The sequence below is a fragment of the Pseudomonas sp. 34 E 7 genome (assembly GCF_900005715.1).
Lineage (GTDB): Bacteria > Pseudomonadota > Gammaproteobacteria > Pseudomonadales > Pseudomonadaceae > Aquipseudomonas > Aquipseudomonas orientalis_A.
Map to the genome: position 1 here is coordinate 57,598 of NZ_CVTX01000150.1, position 21,107 is coordinate 78,704.

The window sequence follows — 21,107 nt, forward strand, 5'->3', positions numbered from 1 at the left end:
GCCGGTAACCGCTATATATTCTCGTACATAGCGGCAATCGGCCGTACACCCTCAAGGAGTTGCTTCATGATGATCCGCGCCGCGCGCCTGGCCCCCCTGCTTGCCGTCTTCGCCCTGGGTTCGGCGCAGGCCGATGAAGTGCAAGTGGCCGTCGCCGCCAACTTTACCGCGCCGATCCAGGCGATTGCCGCCGACTTCGAGAAAGACACCGGCCACAAACTGGTCGCGTCCTTCGGCGCCACCGGGCAGTTCTATACCCAGATCAAGAATGGCGCGCCGTTCCAGGTGTTCCTCAGTGCCGACGACACCACCCCGCAAAAACTCGAGGCCGAAGGCGATACCGTCAAGGGCTCGCGCTTCACCTACGCGGTCGGCACCCTGGCCCTGTGGTCGGCGAAAGAAGGCTACGTGGATGCCCAGGGTGAAGTGCTCAAGCGCAATGCGTTCAAGCACCTGTCCATCGCCAACCCGAAAGCCGCGCCGTACGGCCTGGCCGCCACTCAGGTGCTGGCCAAGGAAGGCCTGACTGACAAGGTCAGGGACAAAATCGTCGAAGGCCAGAACATCACCCAGGCCTATCAGTTCGTGTCCACCGGCAACGCCGAGTTGGGCTTCGTGGCGCTGTCGCAGATTTACAAGGATGGCAAGTTGTCCAGCGGTTCGGCGTGGATCGTGCCGTCGTCCCTGCATGACCCGATCAAACAAGACGCGGTGATCCTCACCAAAGGCAAGGACAGCGCCGCCGCCAAGGCCCTGGTCGATTATTTGAAAGGCCCGAAGGCCGCTGCGGTAATCAAGTCTTACGGTTATGAACTGTAAATGCCGCTCACGAGTGCTGATTTTTCCGCGATCTGGTTGACGGTCAAACTGGCCTCGCTGACCACGGTGATCCTGCTGCTGATCGGTACGCCAATCGCCCTGTGGCTGTCGCGCACCCGTTCCTGGTGGCGCGGCCCCATCGGCGCAATCGTCGCACTGCCGTTGGTGCTGCCGCCGACGGTCATCGGCTTCTATCTGCTGTTGACCATGGGGCCCAATGGCTACGTCGGCCAGTTCACCCAGTGGCTGGGCCTGGGCACTCTGACTTTCAGCTTCGCCGGGCTGGTGATCGGCTCGGTGATCTACTCCATGCCCTTCGTGGTGCAACCGTTGCAAAACGCGTTCTCGGCCATCGGCACGCGCCCGCTGGAAGTGGCGGCGACCTTGCGTGCGGGCCCGTGGGATACGTTTTTCACGGTGATCCTGCCGTTGGCTCGCCCAGGTTTTATCACCGCGTCGATTCTCGGCTTCGCCCATACCGTCGGCGAGTTCGGCGTGGTGCTGATGATCGGCGGCAATATCCCGGACAAGACCCGGGTGGTCTCGGTGCAGATCTACGACCATGTCGAAGCCATGGAATATGCCCAGGCCCACTGGCTGGCCGGGGCGATGGTGGTGTTCGCGTTCCTTGTATTGCTGGCACTCTACTCCAGCCGTAAAACCAAAATGGGCTGGAGCTGATCGCGATGATTGAGGTACGCCTGCACCTGAAGTACACAGGCTTTGCGCTGGACGTGGAGCTGCAATTGCCGGGCCGTGGCGTCACCGCCCTTTTCGGCCCTTCCGGCTCCGGCAAGACCACCTGCCTGCGCTGTATCGCCGGCCTGGAGCGCGCCGATGACGGCGTTGTGCAGATCAACGACGAGGTCTGGCAAGACAGCCGTAACGGGGTGTTCGTGCCGCCGCACAAACGCGCCCTGGGCTACGTCTTCCAGGAGGCGAGCCTGTTTCCCCATCTGTCGGTGCAGGCCAATCTGGCGTTCGGCCTCAAGCGCATCCCACGTGCGCAGCGGCGCGTGGATATGGCCCAGGCCACTGAGCTGCTGGGTATCGCTCACTTGCTTGCGCGCGACCCGCAGCACCTGTCCGGTGGTGAACGCCAGCGCGTCGGCATCGCCCGCGCCCTGCTCACCAGTCCCCGCTTGCTGCTGATGGATGAACCCCTGGCGGCCCTCGACAGCCAGCGCAAAAACGAAATCCTGCCTTACCTCGAACGCCTGCACGACGAACTGGATATTCCGGTGCTGTACGTCAGCCATGCCCAGGACGAAGTGGCGCGCCTGGCCGACCACCTCGTCCTGCTCGGCGACGGCAAGGCCCTGGCCAGCGGCCCCATCGGCGAAACCCTGGCGCGCCTCGACCTGCCCCTGGCGCGGGGCGACGATGCCGGTGTGGTCGTCACTGGCCGCGTGATTGCCTACGACGAGCACTATCAGTTGCTCACCCTGCAACTGCCCGATTGCCTCTTGCAGATACGCGTAGCCCACACGCCGATGGCTTTGGGCACACAGTTGCGGGTGAAGATTCAGGCACGGGACGTAAGCCTCAGCCACCAGGCGCAAGCGCACAGCAGCATCCTCAACCGCCTGCCGGTGACGGTCATCCAGGACGTCGCAGCGGATAACAACGCCCATGTACTGGTGCGCCTGAATGCCGCCGGCACACCGTTGCTGGCACGCATCACGCGGTTCTCGCGGGACCAGTTGAATGTGCAGCCGGGGCAAGTGCTGTGGGCGCACATCAAGGCGGTGGCGGTGCTCGCCTAAACCATTTGGCACGACCGCAGGACGACGCGGTCAATCAGACATACCGGCCTGATCCGTTGCCAAGGAACCCGCACCATGCCCGACTCTTCGCTGCCCGCCGATCTGCCCCGCGACCTGCACTATGTTGACGACAGCCAACCCGGCATTCGCCGCAAAAAGCTGCGCGGCAAGTTCCAGTATTTCCGTCCCGACGGCGAGCGCATCACCGATGCCGATGAGATCAAGCGCCTGAATGCGCTGGCGGTGCCGCCCGCCTACACCGATGTGTGGATCTGCGCCGACCCGCGTGGTCACCTGCAAGCCACCGGCCGCGACGCCCGTGGTCGCAAGCAGTACCGCTACCATGCGCGCTGGCGCGAGGTGCGTGACAGCGACAAGTACGCACGTCTGCAGGCGTTCGGCGCGGCCTTGCCCAAGTTGCGCAAACAATTGGAAGCACAGATCGCCCAGCCCGGATTCACCCGCGACAAGGTGCTGGCCACGGTGGTGATGTTGCTTGATGCCACGCTGATCCGCGTCGGCAATACCCAGTACGCCCGCGACAACAAATCCTACGGTTTGACCACCCTGCGCAACCGTCACGTGGACATCAAGGGCAGCGAGATAAAATTCCAGTTTCGCGGCAAGAGCGGCGTGGAGCATCAGATCAGCGTCAAGGACCGACGCCTGGCCAGTGTGGTCAAGCGGTGCATGGAACTGCCCGGGCAGAACCTGTTCCAGTACCTGGACGAAAACGGCGAGCGCCATACCGTCAGCTCCCAGGACGTCAACGCGTACCTGCACAGCCTGACCGGCGAGGATTTCACCGCCAAGGACTACCGCACCTGGGCCGGCACGGCCATGGCGCTGGCGGTGTTGCGCGAATTGGCGTGGCAACCGGAGTCCGACGCCAAGCGCCATGTGGTGGCGATGGTCAAGGACGTCGCACGGCAACTGGGCAATACGCCGGCGGTGTGTCGCAAGTGCTATATCCACCCGGCGGTGCTCGAGCATTTCAGCCTGGGTGAGCTGTCCAAGCTGCCCAAGCCAAGGGTGCGCAAGGGCCTCAAGGCCGAAGAAGTCGCCCTGGCGATGTTCCTTGAGCAACTGGTCGCAGACTTGCCCAAGCCCGCCAAGGTGGGTTAGCATCCAAAGCCCCTATGACTCTCGGGATGATTGCCGACGTGAACAACTAAGCCTTCCAAAAATGCATCTGCAACGAGCCGCCTGGCGCGCTTGTTGGCCTGTTCGACATTTTCCTGGAGGTGCTGATGACTCACGTCAACCGGCTGCCCGCATTGATTTCCCTGCAACACCTGTGTTTCCAGTTCGCCAATGGCGAAACCGTGCTGGAAGACCTCAATCTGTCCATAGACCGGGCCCCCACCGGAATCGTCGGTCGCAACGGGCGCGGCAAAAGTATCCTGGCGCAATTGATGGCCGGCATCCTGCAGCCCACCTCCGGTACGCTGAAGGCCCCGGCCCATGTGGCGTACGTGCCTCAGGCGGTGGTGGTGCGACCCGGCGCGAGCGTCGCGGACCTCACCGGTACCGCCCAGTGCCTGGCCGCCCTTGAACGCATGCATCAGGGCGTGGGTGTGGCCGGCGACCTGGCGCTGATCGATGAGCGCTGGGACCTGGCCGAACGTCTGCGCACGGCCCTGGATACGGCGGGGTTGCCATCGCTCAGCGCCGCGTCCCGGGTCGATCAACTCAGCGGAGGACAACTGGCCAGGGTGGCGCTGATCGGTGCTTTGCTCGCGGCGCCGCCGTTGCTGATCCTCGATGAGCCCAGCAACCACCTCGACAGTGGCGGGCGGGCCTGGCTGCTGCAGCAATTGGCCGCCTGGCGCGGTGGCCTGGTGGTGGTCAGCCATGATCGGCAGTTGCTTAACACCATGGGCCGGATCATCGAACTGTCGCCCCTCGGTGTGCAGGCTTACGGCGGCAACTACGCCGCCTATCTTGAGCAACGCGACGCGCAACAGCAGGCGGCTACCGCAGCGTGGGAATACGCCCGCGAGCAGCGCAGCCGCGAACGTCAACGCTTGCAAAAGGCCCATGACAGCCTGCAGCGCCACGCGGCGCGCTCACGCAAACAGGCAGAGATTGCCAACGTCGACCGCTTTACCAGGGCGCGCTGGAAGAGCGCGGCCACGCAAATCGTCAGCGCACGGGGCAGCGCCCATCGCGATCACAAAGACACCCTCGACGCGCAGGTGCGCCAGGCCTACGCACGTGTGGTGGACGAGACGCCGACCCTGCTCGCCCTGCCCGGTTCGGCGCTGGCCAACGGTCGCCAGGTGGTCAGCCTGCACCAGGCGCAGTTGCCCTGGCTGGACCCGCGTGCACCTTCGACCTACCTGAGCCTGGACCTGACCGGACCGGTGCGCGTGGCAGTGCGTGGGCCGAACGGTTGCGGCAAATCCAGCTTGCTCAAGCTGCTTGCCGGGCAATGGCACGCCGTCAGTGGCACCTGCGCGGTCACGGTGCCCTGCGCTTATATCGACCAGCACCTGAAGCTGCTGGACGACCAGCGCAGTATCGTCGAACAGCTCAACCTGCTCGACACGCCGCTGATGGAAGCTGAACTGCGCACACGCTTGGCCTTGCAGCAGCTGGATGCCCGGCGCGTGACCCAACCCGCCGGGCAACTCAGCGGTGGCGAGCGGTTGAAAGCGGCGATGGCGATCGCTTTATGGCGCGGGGCACCGGCGCAACTGTTGCTGTTGGACGAACCGACCAATCACCTGGACCTGGAGACGGTGATGGCCTTTGAACAGGCCTTGCAGGGGGTTACTGGCGCGCTGATGGCGGTGTCCCACGACGAGGCGTTCTTGCAGGCGATCCAACCCAGCCATTACTTGAGCTGGTACAGCACCGGGTGGCGCCTGGAGCCTGTGTGATCTGATTGCACGCCGTCGCAAAGCGTCCTAGGGTAGTGGCCGGATAATCTCACTGGAAACCGGCCGATGCTGCCTTCACCCGTCAAGCCTTACGCCAATGCCGCGCTCGCCCATCGACAACGCTGGCGTGGACGCGTGGGCCTGCTGCTGGTGGCTGGTTTGTCGGTACTTGCCGGCATGACCGATGCCATTGGTTTCATGGCCAGCGGCGATTTTGTCTCGTTCATGAGCGGTAACACCACGCGCCTGGCGGTCGCGATCAGTGCAGGCGACGGGGGGCTGACCGCACGCCTGGTATTGCTGGTTGCCACCTTCATCATCGGCAACGCGTTGGGGGTGATTGTCAGCCGCTTGAGCAAGCGCCACGCGCTGCCCCTGCTGCTCAGCATCGGCGCCCTGCTCTGTGGTGCGGCCCTGCTGCCATGGTCCGATAAGCTGCCCGCGCTGTTGGCGGCGATTATCGCCATGGGCATGCTTAACGCGGCCGTCGAGCAAGTCAATGGCGTGCCCGTGGGGCTCACCTATGTCACCGGGGCGCTCTCACGCTTCGGTCGCGGGCTGGGCCGCTGGTTGATGGGCGAACGCCGCAATGGCTGGCGCATGCAGCTGGTGCCGTGGGCAGGGATGTTTGTCGGCGCGGTGATCGGGGCGCTGCTGGAACAGCAGATCGGGCTGCGCGCGCTGTGGGTCAGTGGCGCGCTGGCGGGGTCACTGGGCCTGGCGACCCTGGCGATACCCCGGCGCTGGCAGTTGGGTTTCATGCCACGCTGAACAGCAGGGTATGGAAAAAAGGTGCCCGCCCGACGTTTCGGCCTCGACATCCGTGTACCGGTAAAGAGCCATCACGTCGGGCGAGCCGGTGAATAATAAGCCAATGCCCGACGGCTGTCCCGCCGGGCGTTTCTGAATATGACTAAGGCAAGGTATTACAGACAAGTGGCGAGCGCAGCCAGACGACGTTTGGCGGGCATCGTGTCCTCTGCGGCGTAATACTTGACGGTAGAACCTGCGCCCGTGCTCAGCACATCCACAAAGTAATCACCGCCCGTGGTGTACACCGTAAAGCCCCCGGCCTCGGTGGCTTCCTTGAAGCCGCCGGCATCGACGCCGAACACGCCTTCGTCCTGCCAGCCGTACTGAATGCATTGGGCGACCACCAGAGTGGCCTTGTCCGACGCCATGGTCTTGTAAGGGCTGCCCGCGCGCGCCTCCTTCATCTTCGAACCCGCGCAGCCGGCCAGCGTCGCCAGTACCACTGCGCCTATCACCACTTTGTACATGCCTGTGCTTCCTTGGAAAAACCGTGACTCTACCATTGCGCCGCCGCCAACTGACGCGCCCATGAACTTTGTTTCACTGTAAAGGCAAAGCCGGCCGCTTATAGTGGCCACGCTCATTTTTAGAAGTCTCCCTTCTGCCCGCCCTCCCGCGGGCTTTTTTTCGCCTGCGGTTCACAACCACCAGCGCAGCAGATAAAACAGCGCCATGCTCGACAGCACCGTGACCAGCACGCTGCGCGTCCACAGCATCAACACCACGGCGCAGATCCCGGCCAGCAGGTAGGGGTTGCTCGGGCTCAGGTCTAGCTGGTGGTCTTTGATGAAAATAATCGGCCCGCAAATCGCGGTGAGCATGCCCGGTACGGCAAACCCGAGGAACTCACGCGTCCCCCGATTGAGCCGTACCGGCAGGCGCGGCTCGATAAACAGGTAGCGGTTGAAAAACACCACCAGCGCCATTGCCACAATCATCAGGTAGATCATCGCTGCCCGACTCCCAGGCGTTTGCAGGCGAACCCTGCACTCATCCCCAATACGCCCGAGACCACCACCGCCGATTCCCAGTGCAGGTAACTGAGCCACACCGAACACAACAGCGAGACGGCGACGCAGACCAGCGTCGGCACGTCGCGCACTACCGGCGTGATCAGGGCGATAAAGGTCGCGGCAATCGAAAACTCCAGCCCCAACTGGTCGAGGCCGGGAATGCTTTTGCCCAGCACAATGCCTGCCAGGGTGAACAGGTTCCAGATGATATAGAACGTGAGGCCCACACCCAGGGCATACCAGCGATTGAAGGTCTGGCGGTCATAGTGGTTGACCAGGGCAAAGAACTCGTCGGTCAACAGAAAACCCAGGCTCATGCGCCAGCGAGTGTTGAGCGAGGACAGCGTCGGGCGCATGTGCATGCCGTAGAGCAAATGCTGGGAAGTCAGCAGCAAGGTGGTCAGCACGATGGAGATCAGGCTGGCGCCGCTTTTGACCATGCCGATCGCCACCAGTTGGGCCGCGCCGGCAAACACGATGGCGGACAAGCCCTGGGCTTGCAGCGGCGTGAACTGCGCATCGATGGCCATGGAGCCGGCGAGCAACCCCCAGGGGGCGCAGGCCAGGGATAACGGAATGACAGCAATCGCGCCACGTGTGAACGCGTCATAAGGGAGGGCAGCAGGCATGGACGGGGCTCATCGACAAACAGTCGGCCAGCATGCCGGTGCACGCGGGGGCTTGTCTTGAACGATCTTGCTCAGGCCAGTTTTACCGAGACCAGTTCCACCGAGTCGCGCGCTTCGCGCAGTTCGTAGGCGTCCTGGTTCAACCGGTGGATGGTGTTGAGCAGGCGCTGGCGCAGCACTTCATCGCCGAGTTTTTCGACGGCACGCATCAGGTCAAACGCCGCGGTTTCGTTATTATCCGCGACGGAATCCAGGGTTTTGCGCAGGTTACGAGTGGCTCGGGTCACGCGGGAGCTTCCTTCATCAGCAATGGGCGGGCACTTTAGGACATTGATGTTTCATTTTAATTTCAATCACTTGTGGTCGATCATCGGGCAGTTGATCCACGTCAACCGAAATCAGGATTTGACCTACGTGGCCCTTTATCCGCAATCCTGTTCAAATGCTGGCCGCTGCCGCCTGAGCACGTCCGACGCTATTAATCCTGCGCGTGCGCGAACTTTACGTAGGCGAACTGATCCATGCCTTGGATGACAGCCGGCCCTGCTGGCAGAACGACGCGCCGCGTCCGGATGCACTGGGCGACAGACCATAACCGGCCAGCACCTGCTGCTGAGCCATCGGAGCGTTAATTCATGCTTGTCGCAATTGCGATTTTCCTTGTCACCATCGTGCTGGTCATCTGGCAACCCAAGGGCCTGGGCGTGGGCTGGAGCGCCAGCCTGGGCGCGATCCTGGCCCTGGCCTGCGGGGTGATCAGCCTGGCGGATATCCCGGTGGTGTGGCACATCATCTGGAACGCCACCGGCACCTTTGTCGCCTTGATCATCATCAGCCTGTTGCTGGATGAAGCCGGGTTCTTTGCCTGGACCGCGCTGCATGTGGCGCGCTGGGGGCGTGGCCGAGGCCGGCGCCTGTTTGCCTATATGGTGCTGCTCGGCGCACTGGTGTCGGCGCTGTTCGCCAATGACGGCGCGGCGTTGATCCTCACCCCGATTGTGATGTCGATGCTGCTGGCCCTGCGCTTTTCTCCGGCGGCGACGCTGGCATTCGTCATGGGCGCAGGCTTTATCGCCGACACGGCGAGCCTGCCGCTGGTGGTGTCGAACCTGGTGAATATCGTCTCGGCGGATTATTTCAAGATCGGCTTCAACGAATATGCCGCCGTGATGGTGCCGGTGAACCTGGTCAGCGTCGCCGCGACCCTGGCGGTGCTGCTGTGGTTTTTCCGCCGCGATATTCCGCAGAGCTACGACCCGGCCGACCTGGAACAACCCGACAGTGCCATCCACGACCGTGCGACGTTTCGTGCCGGCTGGTGGGTGCTGGGTATTCTGCTGGTCGGCTGCTTCGCGCTGGAGCCCCTGGGCATTCCCATCAGCGCGATTTCCGCGGTCTGCGCCGTGCTGTTGCTGGTGATCGCCGCCAAGGGCCACACGATTTCCACGCGCAAGGTCTTGAAAGACGCGCCATGGCAAATCGTGGTCTTTTCCCTGGGCATGTACCTGGTGGTGTACGGCTTGCGTAACGCCGGCCTGACCGATTACCTGGCCACCTGGCTCGACACCTTCGCCGCCCACGGCGTGTGGGGCGCGGCCATGGGCACCGGTGTGCTGACCGCGCTGTTGTCCTCGGCGATGAACAACCTGCCAACGGTGTTGATCGGCGCGCTGTCCATCGAGTCCAGCCATGCCGTGGGCGTGGTCAAGGACGCAATGATCTACGCCAACGTGATCGGCAGCGACCTGGGCCCGAAAATCACCCCTATCGGCAGCCTCGCCACCCTGCTGTGGCTGCATATCCTGGCACGCAAGGGCATCACCATCACCTGGGGCTACTACTTCAAGGTCGGGATTGTGCTGACCGTGCCGGTGCTGTTGATCACCCTCGCCGCCCTCGCCTTGCGCCTGAGTGTCTGAGGAATGCCATTCAGTTGAGCGTATACGGCCGTCTGTAGGAGCGAGCTTGCTCGCGAAAAACGTCAACGATAACGCGTGCTTTCTAAATGAACGCGGTGCCTATGAGTTTTTCGCGAGCAAGAGCTAGGCGCCCGCTCTTGCACATTCAATGCTGCATGGTTTCCTGCCCTCGGACTGACGTATGCTTTCGCACTTTCTCGAAAGGACACGGGCATGCTGACGATCTTTTTCTACGCGCTGGTTTTCGGCTTTGTATTTTGCCTGTCTCCCGGCGCAGTGCTCGCCGAAACCCTGCGCCGTGGTTTGCTCCACGGTTTCACACCGGCCCTGTTGGTACAGGTTGGCTCGCTGGTGGGCGACGCCGTCTGGGCGGTGATCGGGCTGACGGGCATCGCGCTATTGATCCAGCATGAGGCGGTACGCGTGCCGCTGACGGTGATCTGCGCGCTTTACCTGGCCTGGCTGGGCATCCGCAGCCTGATCGATGCCTGGCAGCTACCTCAAGTCGAAAGCGCACCCGCCAGTTCGGCAAAAAACGCACTGGTCGTGGGCGCGACGATCTCCCTGGCCAACCCCAAGAACATCGTTTACTGGGGCGCCTTGGGCAGCGCGTTGTCGGGCATCGTTGGTGCTACTCCGAGCCATGGGCAAACGCTGATGTTTTTTGCAGGCTTTATGCTTGCGTCGGTGCTGTCCTGCTTTCTTACTGCCGCGCTGGTCAACTTGCTGCGCAAGAATGCTTCGCCGACTTGGCAACGCATCAGCTATGGCGCTTGCGGTATTGTATTGATTTATTTGGCAGTCCTCGCGGCACAGAGTATTTGAAGTTACATAGGCCGCCACTTATCTGAATAAATTCTGAATATCGACTCATTTAATTAACCATGCGTTGACATTCTGTAACTGCCTGAGTAAATTGCCCCTGCCCGCAACAGGGGCCTTTTTTAAACCTCACAAAAGAAGCCAATGGACACAGTATCTAGTCGCTGTCCGAGCACCGCCTCAGCGGGCGTCGGGCGCCAAACCCAGAACATGACGGGACTTGCCCTCCAGGCCCGGTAAGCTGCGCTAGAGCTTGATGCTCCACCGTAACTGCCTCGCCGGTCGCGTGTCCGGTCCCGAGGTGTGTTATGACCTTGCAAACCCTTGTATTACCTGATGTATGCACCCTGGCCGCGGCCCTGCGCGCCAAGCTGCGTCGTGCGCCTACTGGCTTGCGCCCTGCCCGCGCGGCCTTTGATTCATCCTCCCTCCAAGTGCGTCCGGCCCGCCCGCTGGCGCATTGGCGTGTCTGCCCGCAAAGCGGCCAATTGGTGCAGCAGTGGGATCACGCCGACCCTCAGGACCCGCAGAGACCGATCGTTTCCAGCCTGGCCCAGGCTGACGTGATGCTCGGTTTTTACTTGAGCGCTCGCGCCGCCTGACCTGACTGGAAACAGCAACTTTCTTATTGATGCACTGGAGTTCCTCATGAACTTTCCCAGTCGTGGATGGCTGCGCGCACGTTAATTAACGCGCCGCCAGTATTTACTATTAAGGGTTGTCCAGACCTTATTTAAACCGATCGCGAAGTTCGCGGCTCGGCGTGCTTTCGCTCGCCTGTTATCAGGCAAGTATCGGGCATGTTGCGTCGAGAGTTGGCGACAGGAGTACCCACCATGAGCGCCGTAAAAAACACGCCACTGCAGCACAAAAAAGGCAGCGACGGCAGCACCCCCAAACTGTCGATGCGCGCCGCCCGTGAGGCCCGCAACGGCCTGTCCGCCACCCTGGCCAACGTGCGCGCCACCCAGGATGGCCTGACCGAGCTGGACGCCTCGGCACGCCTGCATCGCGAAGGCTACAACGAAGTGGCCCATGACAAGCCGCCTCACGCCCTCGTCCAGTTCCTGCAGGCACTGAACAATCCGTTTATCTATGTATTGCTGACCCTGGGCGGCATCAGTTTCATCACCGATTGCTGGCTGCCGATGCAGGACGGCGAAGCAGCCGACCCGACCAAGGTCATCATTATCATGACCATGGTGCTGCTCAGCAGCCTGCTGCGTTTCTGGCAGGAACACCGCTCGGCCAAGTCCGCCGAGGCGCTCAAGGCCATGGTGCGCACCACCGCCACGGTGCTGCGCCGCGAACAGGTAGGCGCCCAGCCGACCCTGCGCGAAGTGCCGATGCGCGAGCTGGTCGCCGGTGACATCGTGCACCTGTCGGCCGGCGACATGATCCCCGCCGATATCCGCCTGATCGAATCCCGCGACCTGTTTATCAGCCAGGCAGTGCTCACCGGTGAAGCCTTGCCGGTGGAAAAATACGACACCCTGGGCGATGTCACGCAAAAGTCCGCGTCCCCGTTGTCTGCCGACCCGGACAACCTGCTGGACCTGCCGAACATCTGCTTCATGGGCACCAATGTGGTCAGCGGCCGGGCGACAGCCGTGGTGGTCGCCACCGGGCCGCGCACGTATTTCGGCTCGCTGGCCAAGGCGATTGTCGGCTCAAGGGTGCAAACCGCGTTCGACCGTGGCGTGAACAGCGTCAGTTGGCTGCTGATCCGCTTCATGCTGGTGATGGTGCCGATTGTGTTCTTGCTCAACGGCTTCTCCAAAGGCGATTGGGGCGATGCCTTCCTGTTCGCCCTTGCCGTTGCCGTAGGCCTCACCCCGGAAATGCTGCCGATGATTGTCAGCGCCAACCTGGCCAAGGGCGCCACGGCCATGGCCCGGCGCAAAGTGGTGGTCAAGCGCCTCAATGCGATCCAGAACTTCGGCTCGATGGATGTGCTGTGCACCGACAAGACCGGCACCCTGACCCAGGACAAGATTATCCTCGAGCATCACGTCAACGCCTGCGGCCAGCGCGATGATGCGGTGCTGTCCCTGGCCTGGCTCAACAGCTTTCACCAGAGCGGCATGAAGAACTTGATGGACCAGGCCGTGGTGCAGTTCGCTGCGCAGAATCCCAGGTTCGAAGTGCCGTTTGCCTACAGCAAGGTCGATGAATTGCCGTTCGATTTCGTCCGCCGGCGCCTGTCGATCATGGTCAAGGACGCCGCCGGCGATCATCTGCTGGTGTGCAAGGGCGCCGTGGAAGAGATGCTGAGCATTTCCACCCACACCCTGGAAAACGGCGCCGCCGTACCGCTGGATGAGCGCCGCCGCGAGCAGTTGCTGGCGATCGCCAATGACTACAACGAAGACGGCTTTCGCGTACTGGTCGTCGCCACCCGCACTATCCCTGCAGCGCTGGCGCGCCAGCAGTACACCACCGCCGATGAACGCAACCTGGTGATCCATGGCTTCCTGACGTTCCTTGATCCACCCAAGGAAACCGCCGGCCCGGCGATTGCAGCGCTGCAACAAATCGGTGTGGCGGTCAAAGTGCTGACCGGCGACAACGCGGTCGTGACCAGCAAGATCTGCCGCCAGGTCGGCCTCGAACCCGGCCAACCGTTGCTGGGGCCGCAAATCGAAGCGATGGACGACGCGACGCTGCTGCGCTGCGTGGAACAACGCACGGTGTTTGCCAAGCTCACGCCGCTGCAGAAATCGCGGGTGCTCAAGGCGCTGCAAGCCAACGGCCACACCGTCGGTTTCCTCGGCGACGGGATCAACGATGCGCCCGCCCTGCGCGATGCCGACGTGGGCATTTCGGTGGACAGCGGCACGGATATCGCCAAGGAGTCGGCCGATATCATCCTGCTGGAAAAGAGCCTGATGGTGCTCGAAGAAGGCGTGCTAAAAGGCCGCGAGACCTTCGGCAATATCATGAAGTACCTGAACATGACCGCCAGCTCCAACTTCGGCAACGTGTTCTCGGTGCTGGTGGCGAGTGCGTTCATTCCGTTCATGCCGATGCTGGCGATTCACCTGTTGCTGCAAAACCTGATGTACGACATCTCCCAGCTGGCCCTGCCGTGGGACAAGATGGACAAGGAATACCTGGCCAAGCCGCGTAAATGGGATGCGAAGAACATCGGCCGTTTCATGATCTGGATCGGGCCAACCTCGTCGATATTCGACATCACCACCTTTGCCCTGATGTGGTACGTGTTCTCGGCCAACAGCGTGGAAATGCAGACCCTGTTCCAGTCCGGCTGGTTTATCGAGGGCCTGCTCTCGCAAACCCTGGTGGTGCATATGCTGCGCACCCGCAAGATCCCGTTCTTCCAGAGCACGGCCGCCTGGCCGGTATTGATGATGACCTGCATCGTCATTGCCCTGGGCATCTACGTACCGTTCTCGCCCCTGGGCACCCTGGTGGGCCTGCAACCGCTGCCGCTGGCGTACTTCCCATGGCTGGTGGGCACCCTGCTCGCCTACTGCTGCGTCGCCCAACTGATGAAGACGATCTACATCCGCCGCTTCAAGCAGTGGTACTGACCCCCTCCGTTCAAACGGTGAAGGCCGCCCGGCCCTCACCGTGCAACACAAGGATTTACTCATGCGCGTGTTGATCTGTGCAGGTCGGCATTACGCCGACAGCAAAAAGTCCCGCCAGGTGCTGGACGCTTACCACCGCCTGCGCCCGGTGCAGGTGCTGATCCATGGGGGCAACCAGTTCCTGGGCAGCGACATCGAGGAATGGGCCCGCGAAAACGCGATTGACGTGGTGCGCTATCCGCCGAATTGGCAACGCCACGGCAAGCAGGCGGAACGCCAGCGCAATCATTTCATGCTGGCCGACAGCCGCCCCGACGTGATCATCGCCCTGCCGGGCGGTGATGACACCTCGGAGCTGGTCTGCCAGGCCAAAGCCAGCGGCATTTCGGTGCTGAGCGTAGAAAACTGAAATTCAAGCGAGGTGCATCATGCACAACCCTCACAAACCAAAGCAGGCGGACGGGTTTGCCAAATACCGCGCGCGTCACTCGCGCCCCGCACGTCCCAGCCTGCTGCTGTTGCCGCCGGCCAGGCGCCGGGCGCTGCAGCGCAATCTGATATTTATCGGGGTGAGCCTGGGCGTTGTCCTGCTCATGGTGTTTTTTGCGAAGGCTCATGCGGCAGGCGGCGCCTATGTGGTCGACGATGGCGCCATCAATGCCCCGGGCGAATGTAATGTCGACGCCTGGTACACCGCCAACCGGCACGCTGGCGGTACCCATAACGAAACGCTGTCGCCGGCCTGTACGTTCAACGAGATGCAATCGGTGCAGTGGGGAACGGCATTGTCGCGCGCAACTGCCGAGAGCAAGGGCGAGACTCAAATCAGTCCGCAAGTGAAGGTACAGGTGCTGTCGCGGGACGATTGGGGGCTTGAACTGGCGGTTGCCGCCGGGGCGCACTTTGCCCTGGACAGGCAGCACACATTCGATGGTGCTGACTTCAACCTGCCGTTGACGTGGCAAGCCCTGGACGCGTTACGCCTGAATCTGAATGCCGGCTGGACTCATGCCTACCACGATGGCGACCAGCAGCACCGGCTGACCTGGGGCGCGGGGTTTGAATATCGCGTGGCCGAGGTCCTTACGCTGCTCGCCGAGCGCTACGGCCAGGAAGGCGGCGATCAGGCCTGGCAGGCCGGGCCGCGATTCCACGTCGGCAAGCGTGTCGACGTGGACCTGGTACTCGGGCGCAGCCTGATCGGTGAGCGTGACCAGTGGCTGACCACGGCGGCAACCCTGAGGTTTTAAGCCTTGGCCTGCTGCTCCAGGTGCAGTTGCAACTGCGGATCGATGTGCAGCTGCCCCGCCAGGTCGTCCAGGTAATTGCGCTCTGCATCCTGCTGGTCATCGACCAACAGGACACTGGCCAGATACACCTCGGCCGCCACCGCCGGGTCTGCGGCAAACTCGGCGAAATCCGCAGCATCCAGCGGCTTGGCGACTTCAGCGTCGAGCCACTGCTGCAATTGCGGGTCGTCAGTATGCTTGCCCAGCTCATTGGAAATCAGCTGCTGCTCTTTTTCATCAATGTGGCCGTCGGCCTTGGCGGCAGCGATCAGTGCGCGCAGCACTGCATGGCTGTGCGCTTCGACTTGCGCGCCCGAGAGCTGGTCGGCCGTCTGGAACGCTGGTTGTGCCTGGCTCGCCTGCTGGCTCTGCCAGGCCTGATACGCTTTGTAGGCCATCATCCCGAGAGACGCCAACGCGGCATAGTTCATCCCACCCGCGCGCCCTTGTGTTGGACGCGTAGCCGCGCCACCGCCCAGCATGCCGCCGAGCCCACCCAATAAATCGCCGAGGCCGCCGCCCGAAGCATTACCGGCGCGGTTGCCCTTGAGCAGTCCTCCAAGCACCCCGCCCAAACCGCCGCCCGAACCGCCCTGCCCTGCGCCGCGCAACAATTGCTCCAGTAAATCGCCGGTATTCATGGTGTCGCCCTCCCAGGTACGTAGTGGCGTTAATCAACCTTAGTCCGCCCTTGATGGAACACCATGACCGCCGGGCGGGCAAGCTTTATGATGGCGCCACAACAACCTCAAGGGAGAACCCAGGTGAACCGCATCGAGCACATCGGGTTGATGGCCAACTACAATCAATGGATGAATCGCAAGGTCTATGAGGCTGCCGGCACCCTCACAGACGCGGCGTTGACTGCGGACCGCCAGGCATTTTTCGGCTCGATCCTCGGCACCCTCAATCACCTGGCACTGGGCGACACCGTCTGGCTCAAACGCTTTGCCCAGCACCCGGCCGGGTTCAGCGCGTTGGCGCCCTTGAACGCCATCGCCACACCCGGCGACCTCAGGCAATTGGCGTTCGCAGACATCCGTGAACTCTCGGCCCATCGGGCCTGGCTGGATCAACTCATCCTCGATTGGGCCCACAGCTTGCGCGACGCTCACCTGGACCTGCGATTGAGTTATCACACCATGGGCGGCGTAGCGTCTGAAAAACCGTTTTTCGGCCTGCTGATGCACTTCTTCAACCATCAGACCCATCATCGCGGCCAGGTCACCACATTATTGAGTCAAGCCGGCGTGGACGTGGGTGATACCGACCTGCTCGCGCTGATTGACTGAGCGGAGCCTGCCTAGCAGCGTAGATCACTGATCTGGCAGGTTTTTTCAGACCTGTGTTTGTGCAGGAAAGGATGCATCGAGGTTGCACCGAAGCGTCTGGATCTATATATTCGCAACCCTGCTGCACCGCGCTACCGCCCGAATGGCGAAACTGGTAGACGCATGGGACTTAAAATCCCCCGCTCGTAAGGGCGTCCCGGTTCGATTCCGGGTTCGGGCACCATACATATCAAGGGCTTGCCGGGGAAATCTGGGCAGGCCCTTATCGTTTTTGCTCCGCAATTTTAGAGCCCGCTCCGCAATTCCCTTCCTTCGGCGTCCTGCCGACCTATCTTCCAACCCATGATTTGCCTGCTACTCTGTTCACTCCACGGAGGAACAATGATGCCGAACACAGATTTACTCCCTTCCCTGCTTTCCAAGCTCTACGAGAACCAACTCGCCCTCGAAGCCGCCATTTTGGAACTTTCGAATTGGGTGGGTCAGCACGGTTCTGCCGAGGTTGCTGATAACGTCCGCGGCGCGCTTTTCACCATCGGCCACAACGAAGAATTCATAAAAATGACCCTGGCGGTTTTGCAGGCTCCGGAATGAGCTCTACTTGCAGGCAACAGTCCATAACTGGTCCAGTTTGGTGGTATAGCTTTGACTCATCATCTCCCGACGCATCCCCCAGTCGGGGTTGGTCGGCACGCTGGCAGACCGAAGCGTACCTCTGCCCCACCGCTCGTTGATCTGATCAAGCACGGTCATTACACGGGTTGCCTCGGCCGCCTGCGATATAGCGAACAGATCGTCCGTGTATTCTCCTGGCTGACACAGGTTGAGCAGCATTACCTCGGCCTTGCTGTATTTGAAGCCCGGTCGGAAGATCCTATCGAGCGCATCGACAGCGGCTTTCGTGAGCAGGCGCACGTCATCGGTAGGGTACGGCATATCGACCACCACGCCGTTGGCATACTTCGCCTCCTCGGGGTTGAACATCCCTGTGCGAATGCAGACGCGGACCTTCTTGCAAAGAGAGTTCTGGGCGCGGAGCTTTTCCGAAGCCCGCATCATGTAGGTGGCGACCGCCTCCTTGATGGGGGGCAGCTCGGTCAGGCGCTTGCCGAACATCCGACTGCAGCAAATTTCTTGCTTCGGCGGGTCTGGCTCGTCCAGTTCCAGGCAGGACGTACCGGCCAGTTCTCGGGCCGTCTTCTCGATCACAACGCTGAATTTTTTGCGTAGCGTCCAGGGATCTGCTTTGGCAAGGTCCATAGCTGACTTGATGCCCATCGCATCGAGGTGCAGTTTCATTTTTCGGCCCACACCCCACACTTCCGATACGTCAGTGTTGCGCAGCACCCAATCGCGCTTGACCGGATCGGTGATATTCACCACCCCGCCGGTCTGCGCCTGTAGGCGCTTTGCGGTGTGGTTGGCCAGCTTGGCCAGGGTCTTGGTGTTTGCAATGCCGACGCCGACGGGGATACCAGTGCAGCGCAATACCTGTGCCCTGATCTGTCGCCCCAGGGCATCCAGCCCCGATACACCCGTAAGGTCGGCGAACGCCTCATCTATGCTGTAAATCTCAACCGCAGGTACCAGTGTCTCGATCAGCGTCATCACGCGCTCGCTCATATCGCCGTAAAGCGCGTAATTCGAGGAGAAAGGCACGATGCCGTGCTGTTTGAGCTTGTGCTTGATTTGGAAGTACGGCTCGCCCATTTTGATAAATGGCTTGGCGTCATAACTCCTAGCGATCACACAGCCATCGTTGTTGCTCAGCACGACAATTGGTGTTTTGGCCAGGTCGGGCCGGAATACCCGCTCGCAACTCGCATAGAAGCTGTTGCAATCGATAAGGGCAAAGACCGGCGGGTTAGACATGACTACGCACGGTGCTGGTGATCACGCCCCAGATGGATAGCTCGTCACCTTCGAGGATGTAGCGCGCTGGGTACTTAGGGTTTTCTGACAGCAGGATAACCTCGGCCCCACGCTTGCACAGGCGCTTGCACATCGGGTCGTTATTGAGCAGGGCCACGACTATATGCCCGTGAGCTGGCTCAATAGAGCGGTCCACAACAGCCAGGTCGCCCTCGAAAATGCCAGCGCCTTGCATGCTTTCGCCGGTAATGGCGATCAAGTAAACGTGAGGCGCGCGGATATTTAGGACCTCATCCAATGAGATGTGCTGCTCGATATGGTCGGCTGCTGGTGATGGAAACCCAGCTGGCACCCGAAACGAGCAGAAAGGCAGCTTCGTGCCGCCTTCGGATATAGGGCCTAAAATGGTGAAGCTCATGATGCAGCCTTTTACACGAACTGTATGAATGTACAGTTAACTTTGCAGAAGGCTTGTGGTCAATTTTTCTGTAGGGGATTTCGACAGACGGAGCGGCGCCTATGTGCGGAAGGCTTTCACAATACAGCGGGATTCATGACTTCGTTGCGGCGCTAAGCATGCCCAATGCTCTGGCGAACTCCTTGGGCGACGAGCCGATAGAGCGATACAACGTGGCGCCGACGACCGCCGTGGCGCTGCTACGCCTGCAAGGCGAGTTGCTGCACGCCGACCCGGTTCGTTGGGGATGGCGACCGCATTGGGCCAAGGACCGCGCCGCGCCGATCAACGCGCGTGTGGAAAAGGTCGCCCACGGCCCCTTCTTTCGGGCGATCTGGCCGCACCGAGCAATCACGCCTATCGACAACTGGTTTGAGTGGGTGGATGAAGGAAGCCCCAAGAAGCAGCCCTACTTGATCCGCCGGCGGGATGGTGGGCCGATATTCTGTGCTGCCATCGGCCAACTGCCGGATGCCGATGAAGGCCCAGGCGAGCATGACGGTTTTGTGATCATCACCGCGGACAGCGCCGGGGGCATGGTGGACATTCACGACCGACGGCCCGTAGTGCTGACGGCTGACCTCGCCCGGGAATGGCTGAATCCTGCCACGCCTAAAGAGCGCGCCGAACAGATGGTGTTGCACCAGGGCGAGCCGACTGAGGTGTTTGAGTGGTTCAAGGTTGACACAGCCGTTGGTAACGTCAGAAACAAAGGCCGCGAATTGATAGTGCCTATCGCCTAGCTTAGGAGAAATACCAAATCACAGATATGACGGCGACCACCCAGCAAAGGGTGAGCAGAAATGAAAGGCCTGCGAGCCGCTTATCCATGATGCCCTGTCGCCCCCCCTCCGATGATCGCGATACTAGAGTGCCGTGAAAGAGTAGTTCAGCGCGATCAGCGCGCAATAGCCCTGACATATGCCTGGCACGCACGTAAGGCGATTATGGCGTTGTCCCCTTCGTCGGTGATGGCGACAATTCGTTGCGCATGCGCTGGGTCAAGTTGGGCTCGGCGGGCTGCATGAACCACGCCGGCGGCGCCGGGGGTGGCAGGCACGTCGCAGCGACTGGCTGTGTCCGAGGCGTCGAGAAGGACTGACAGCCGAACATCAGCAGTGGCAAGACGATCACGCAGAGCAGCTTGGTGGCGTTGGGCATTGGATAGTTCCTGAGCGTGTTGTTGGTCCTGCACCGCAATCTGCGGCTCGGTGACCAGGCGCTTTTCCTGCTCGGCCTTCTGCTGCCGCCAGGCCTCGCTGGTGATGGCGTCGAGCTGGATATGGTGCGCGGCGCTTTGCGCGGATAGCTGTTCCGAAAGCTGCTTGCCCAGGCGCCAGTCCTGAATCTGCCAGGCGCCGCCGGCGGCACTCGCCATCAGCAGCAGGATCAGCGCGACCAGGCCGGACAGCTTCTGCACCGGCGTCATGCCAGCACCTTCAGCGCTTTGTCGTACAGCGCCTGGCGGTCGGCCTGTCCGGTGAGCCCACCATTGATGCGCTTGGTGATCTTCTCGAACTGCCGCTGATCCGCCAGCGTGTTCAGGCCCTTGGTGGACCAGAACCAAGCCGCTGACATGCCGGCATGCTGCGGCATCTCGAGCAGCTCAGGCTTGTTGATCAGGTCCAGGCCCAGGGCCTCGCCGCAAGCGGCATAATTGGCGCGCCCGGTGACCTGGATCAGGCCGCGCCCACGGTACTTGGAACCGTCCCCCTTCACGGTGTTGCCCAGATCAGCCCGGCCTTCGTATCCGGCCTGCTGCTTCGTTGGCCCCCAAATCTCCCGCACGTATCGCAACTGGCCCGACTCATGCCCGACCTGGGCGATGAATGCGGCGATGCGCAGCGGGGTCACGATCGCGTGCCGGCCCATGGCCGCATTCAGCACAGGAACAAAAACGCCGGCATTGCGGCCGGCGCTTGGGAGTATCTGCAGCAACTGCTGCTCGGTGATAGGCATGCTTTTCTCCAGGCGAAA

Annotated in this window: 24 protein-coding genes and 1 tRNA gene; 16 read left to right on the forward strand and 9 right to left on the reverse strand. The window is 61.6% G+C overall.

Features of this window, described 5'->3' with window-relative positions; all coding sequences use genetic code 11:
- Positions 1-66: 66 nt before the first annotated feature.
- The 6 genes from modA to BFP96_RS17585 all read left to right on the forward strand — a co-directional run bounded on the left by modA (position 67) and on the right by BFP96_RS17585 (position 6,241).
- Positions 67-819, forward strand: a complete 753-nt coding sequence (gene modA / locus BFP96_RS17560; RefSeq protein ID WP_065936671.1) for a molybdate ABC transporter substrate-binding protein — start codon at positions 67-69, stop codon at positions 817-819.
- Positions 820-1,500, forward strand: coding sequence for a molybdate ABC transporter permease subunit (modB, locus tag BFP96_RS17565; RefSeq protein ID WP_065892172.1), 681 nt, complete (start codon positions 820-822; stop codon positions 1,498-1,500).
- Positions 1,501-1,505: 5 nt separating this feature from the next.
- The gene (gene modC, locus BFP96_RS17570; RefSeq protein WP_065936672.1) at positions 1,506-2,585 is read left to right on the forward strand and encodes a molybdenum ABC transporter ATP-binding protein; all 1,080 of its coding nucleotides are present in this window, start codon (positions 1,506-1,508) and stop codon (positions 2,583-2,585) included.
- Between the two features lie 75 nt (positions 2,586-2,660).
- Complete coding sequence (locus BFP96_RS17575) at positions 2,661-3,710, forward strand: DNA topoisomerase IB (RefSeq protein WP_065936673.1); 1,050 nt, start codon at positions 2,661-2,663, stop codon at positions 3,708-3,710.
- A 125-nt stretch (positions 3,711-3,835) separates the two neighbouring features.
- On the forward strand, positions 3,836-5,470 hold the full coding sequence (locus BFP96_RS17580) for an ATP-binding cassette domain-containing protein (protein WP_065936674.1): 1,635 nt from the start codon (positions 3,836-3,838) through the stop codon (positions 5,468-5,470).
- Positions 5,471-5,536: 66 nt separating this feature from the next.
- Complete coding sequence (locus tag BFP96_RS17585) at positions 5,537-6,241, forward strand: YoaK family protein (RefSeq protein ID WP_065936675.1); 705 nt, start codon at positions 5,537-5,539, stop codon at positions 6,239-6,241.
- A 155-nt stretch (positions 6,242-6,396) separates the two neighbouring features.
- Here the strand turns inward: BFP96_RS17585 and BFP96_RS17590 are convergent, their stop codons facing one another.
- From BFP96_RS17590 to BFP96_RS17605, 4 genes are all read right to left on the reverse strand, one after another.
- Positions 6,397-6,750, reverse strand: a complete 354-nt coding sequence (locus BFP96_RS17590; protein WP_065892159.1) for a hypothetical protein — start codon at positions 6,748-6,750, stop codon at positions 6,397-6,399.
- Between the two features lie 171 nt (positions 6,751-6,921).
- Positions 6,922-7,233: an AzlD domain-containing protein gene (locus BFP96_RS17595; RefSeq protein ID WP_065936676.1), complete on the reverse strand. Its 312-nt coding sequence runs from the start codon at positions 7,231-7,233 to the stop codon at positions 6,922-6,924.
- On the reverse strand, positions 7,230-7,925 hold the full coding sequence (locus tag BFP96_RS17600; RefSeq protein ID WP_065892156.1) for an AzlC family ABC transporter permease: 696 nt from the start codon (positions 7,923-7,925) through the stop codon (positions 7,230-7,232). The genes BFP96_RS17595 and BFP96_RS17600 overlap by 4 nt, the downstream gene beginning before the upstream one ends.
- A gap of 71 nt (positions 7,926-7,996) precedes the next feature.
- Positions 7,997-8,212 carry a hypothetical protein gene (locus BFP96_RS17605; RefSeq protein WP_065892155.1) on the reverse strand — a complete coding sequence of 72 codons (216 nt, stop codon included), beginning with the start codon at positions 8,210-8,212 and terminating at the stop codon, positions 7,997-7,999.
- 348 nt (positions 8,213-8,560) lie between these two features.
- Between BFP96_RS17605 and BFP96_RS17610 the strand changes: the two genes are divergently transcribed.
- The 6 genes from BFP96_RS17610 (at position 8,561) to BFP96_RS17635 (ending at position 15,470) form a co-directional block, all read left to right on the forward strand.
- Entirely contained in the window at positions 8,561-9,844 is a 1,284-nt protein-coding gene (locus tag BFP96_RS17610) for an arsenic transporter (protein WP_065892154.1), read from the forward strand.
- A 213-nt stretch (positions 9,845-10,057) separates the two neighbouring features.
- On the forward strand, positions 10,058-10,669 hold the full coding sequence (locus BFP96_RS17615) for a LysE family transporter (protein ID WP_065892152.1): 612 nt from the start codon (positions 10,058-10,060) through the stop codon (positions 10,667-10,669).
- A 305-nt stretch (positions 10,670-10,974) separates the two neighbouring features.
- The gene (locus BFP96_RS17620) at positions 10,975-11,268 is read left to right on the forward strand and encodes a hypothetical protein (protein WP_065936677.1); all 294 of its coding nucleotides are present in this window, start codon (positions 10,975-10,977) and stop codon (positions 11,266-11,268) included.
- Positions 11,269-11,502: 234 nt separating this feature from the next.
- Complete coding sequence (gene mgtA / locus BFP96_RS17625; protein ID WP_065936678.1) at positions 11,503-14,220, forward strand: magnesium-translocating P-type ATPase; 2,718 nt, start codon at positions 11,503-11,505, stop codon at positions 14,218-14,220.
- A 61-nt stretch (positions 14,221-14,281) separates the two neighbouring features.
- Positions 14,282-14,629: a DUF2493 domain-containing protein gene (locus BFP96_RS17630; protein ID WP_065892147.1), complete on the forward strand. Its 348-nt coding sequence runs from the start codon at positions 14,282-14,284 to the stop codon at positions 14,627-14,629.
- Positions 14,630-14,648: 19 nt separating this feature from the next.
- Positions 14,649-15,470, forward strand: coding sequence for a hypothetical protein (locus tag BFP96_RS17635; RefSeq protein WP_065936679.1), 822 nt, complete (start codon positions 14,649-14,651; stop codon positions 15,468-15,470).
- Here the strand turns inward: BFP96_RS17635 and BFP96_RS17640 are convergent.
- Entirely contained in the window at positions 15,467-16,150 is a 684-nt protein-coding gene (locus BFP96_RS17640) for a tellurite resistance TerB family protein (RefSeq protein ID WP_065936680.1), read from the reverse strand. The genes BFP96_RS17635 and BFP96_RS17640 overlap by 4 nt on opposite strands.
- 123 nt (positions 16,151-16,273) lie before the next feature.
- On the opposite strand from BFP96_RS17640, the gene BFP96_RS17645 reads away from it, so the two are divergent.
- The 3 genes from BFP96_RS17645 to BFP96_RS17655 all read left to right on the forward strand — a co-directional run bounded on the left by BFP96_RS17645 (position 16,274) and on the right by BFP96_RS17655 (position 17,395).
- Complete coding sequence (locus tag BFP96_RS17645) at positions 16,274-16,801, forward strand: DinB family protein (protein WP_065936681.1); 528 nt, start codon at positions 16,274-16,276, stop codon at positions 16,799-16,801.
- 136 nt (positions 16,802-16,937) lie between these two features.
- Positions 16,938-17,024 (forward strand) — tRNA-Leu (locus tag BFP96_RS17650).
- A 161-nt stretch (positions 17,025-17,185) separates the two neighbouring features.
- Positions 17,186-17,395, forward strand: coding sequence for a hypothetical protein (locus BFP96_RS17655; RefSeq protein ID WP_065936747.1), 210 nt, complete (start codon positions 17,186-17,188; stop codon positions 17,393-17,395).
- Positions 17,396-17,398: 3 nt separating this feature from the next.
- Here the strand turns inward: BFP96_RS17655 and umuC are convergent, their stop codons facing one another.
- A complete protein-coding gene (gene umuC, locus BFP96_RS17660) occupies positions 17,399-18,673 on the reverse strand; it encodes a translesion error-prone DNA polymerase V subunit UmuC (RefSeq protein WP_065936682.1) in 1,275 nt (424 codons plus the stop codon).
- Entirely contained in the window at positions 18,666-19,091 is a 426-nt protein-coding gene (locus BFP96_RS17665) for a LexA family protein (protein WP_065936683.1), read from the reverse strand. Before BFP96_RS17665 ends, umuC begins: the two co-directional genes overlap by 8 nt.
- Before the next feature lie 101 nt (positions 19,092-19,192).
- Between BFP96_RS17665 and BFP96_RS17670 the strand changes: the two genes are divergently transcribed.
- A complete protein-coding gene (locus BFP96_RS17670; protein ID WP_065936684.1) occupies positions 19,193-19,873 on the forward strand; it encodes an SOS response-associated peptidase family protein in 681 nt (226 codons plus the stop codon).
- A 155-nt stretch (positions 19,874-20,028) separates the two neighbouring features.
- On the opposite strand, the gene BFP96_RS17675 is transcribed toward BFP96_RS17670, so the two are convergent.
- A complete protein-coding gene (locus tag BFP96_RS17675; RefSeq protein ID WP_065936685.1) occupies positions 20,029-20,559 on the reverse strand; it encodes a lysis system i-spanin subunit Rz in 531 nt (176 codons plus the stop codon).
- Positions 20,556-21,089, reverse strand: a complete 534-nt coding sequence (locus BFP96_RS17680) for a glycoside hydrolase family 19 protein (protein ID WP_065936686.1) — start codon at positions 21,087-21,089, stop codon at positions 20,556-20,558. Before BFP96_RS17680 ends, BFP96_RS17675 begins: the two co-directional genes overlap by 4 nt.
- Positions 21,090-21,107 lie beyond the last annotated feature (18 nt).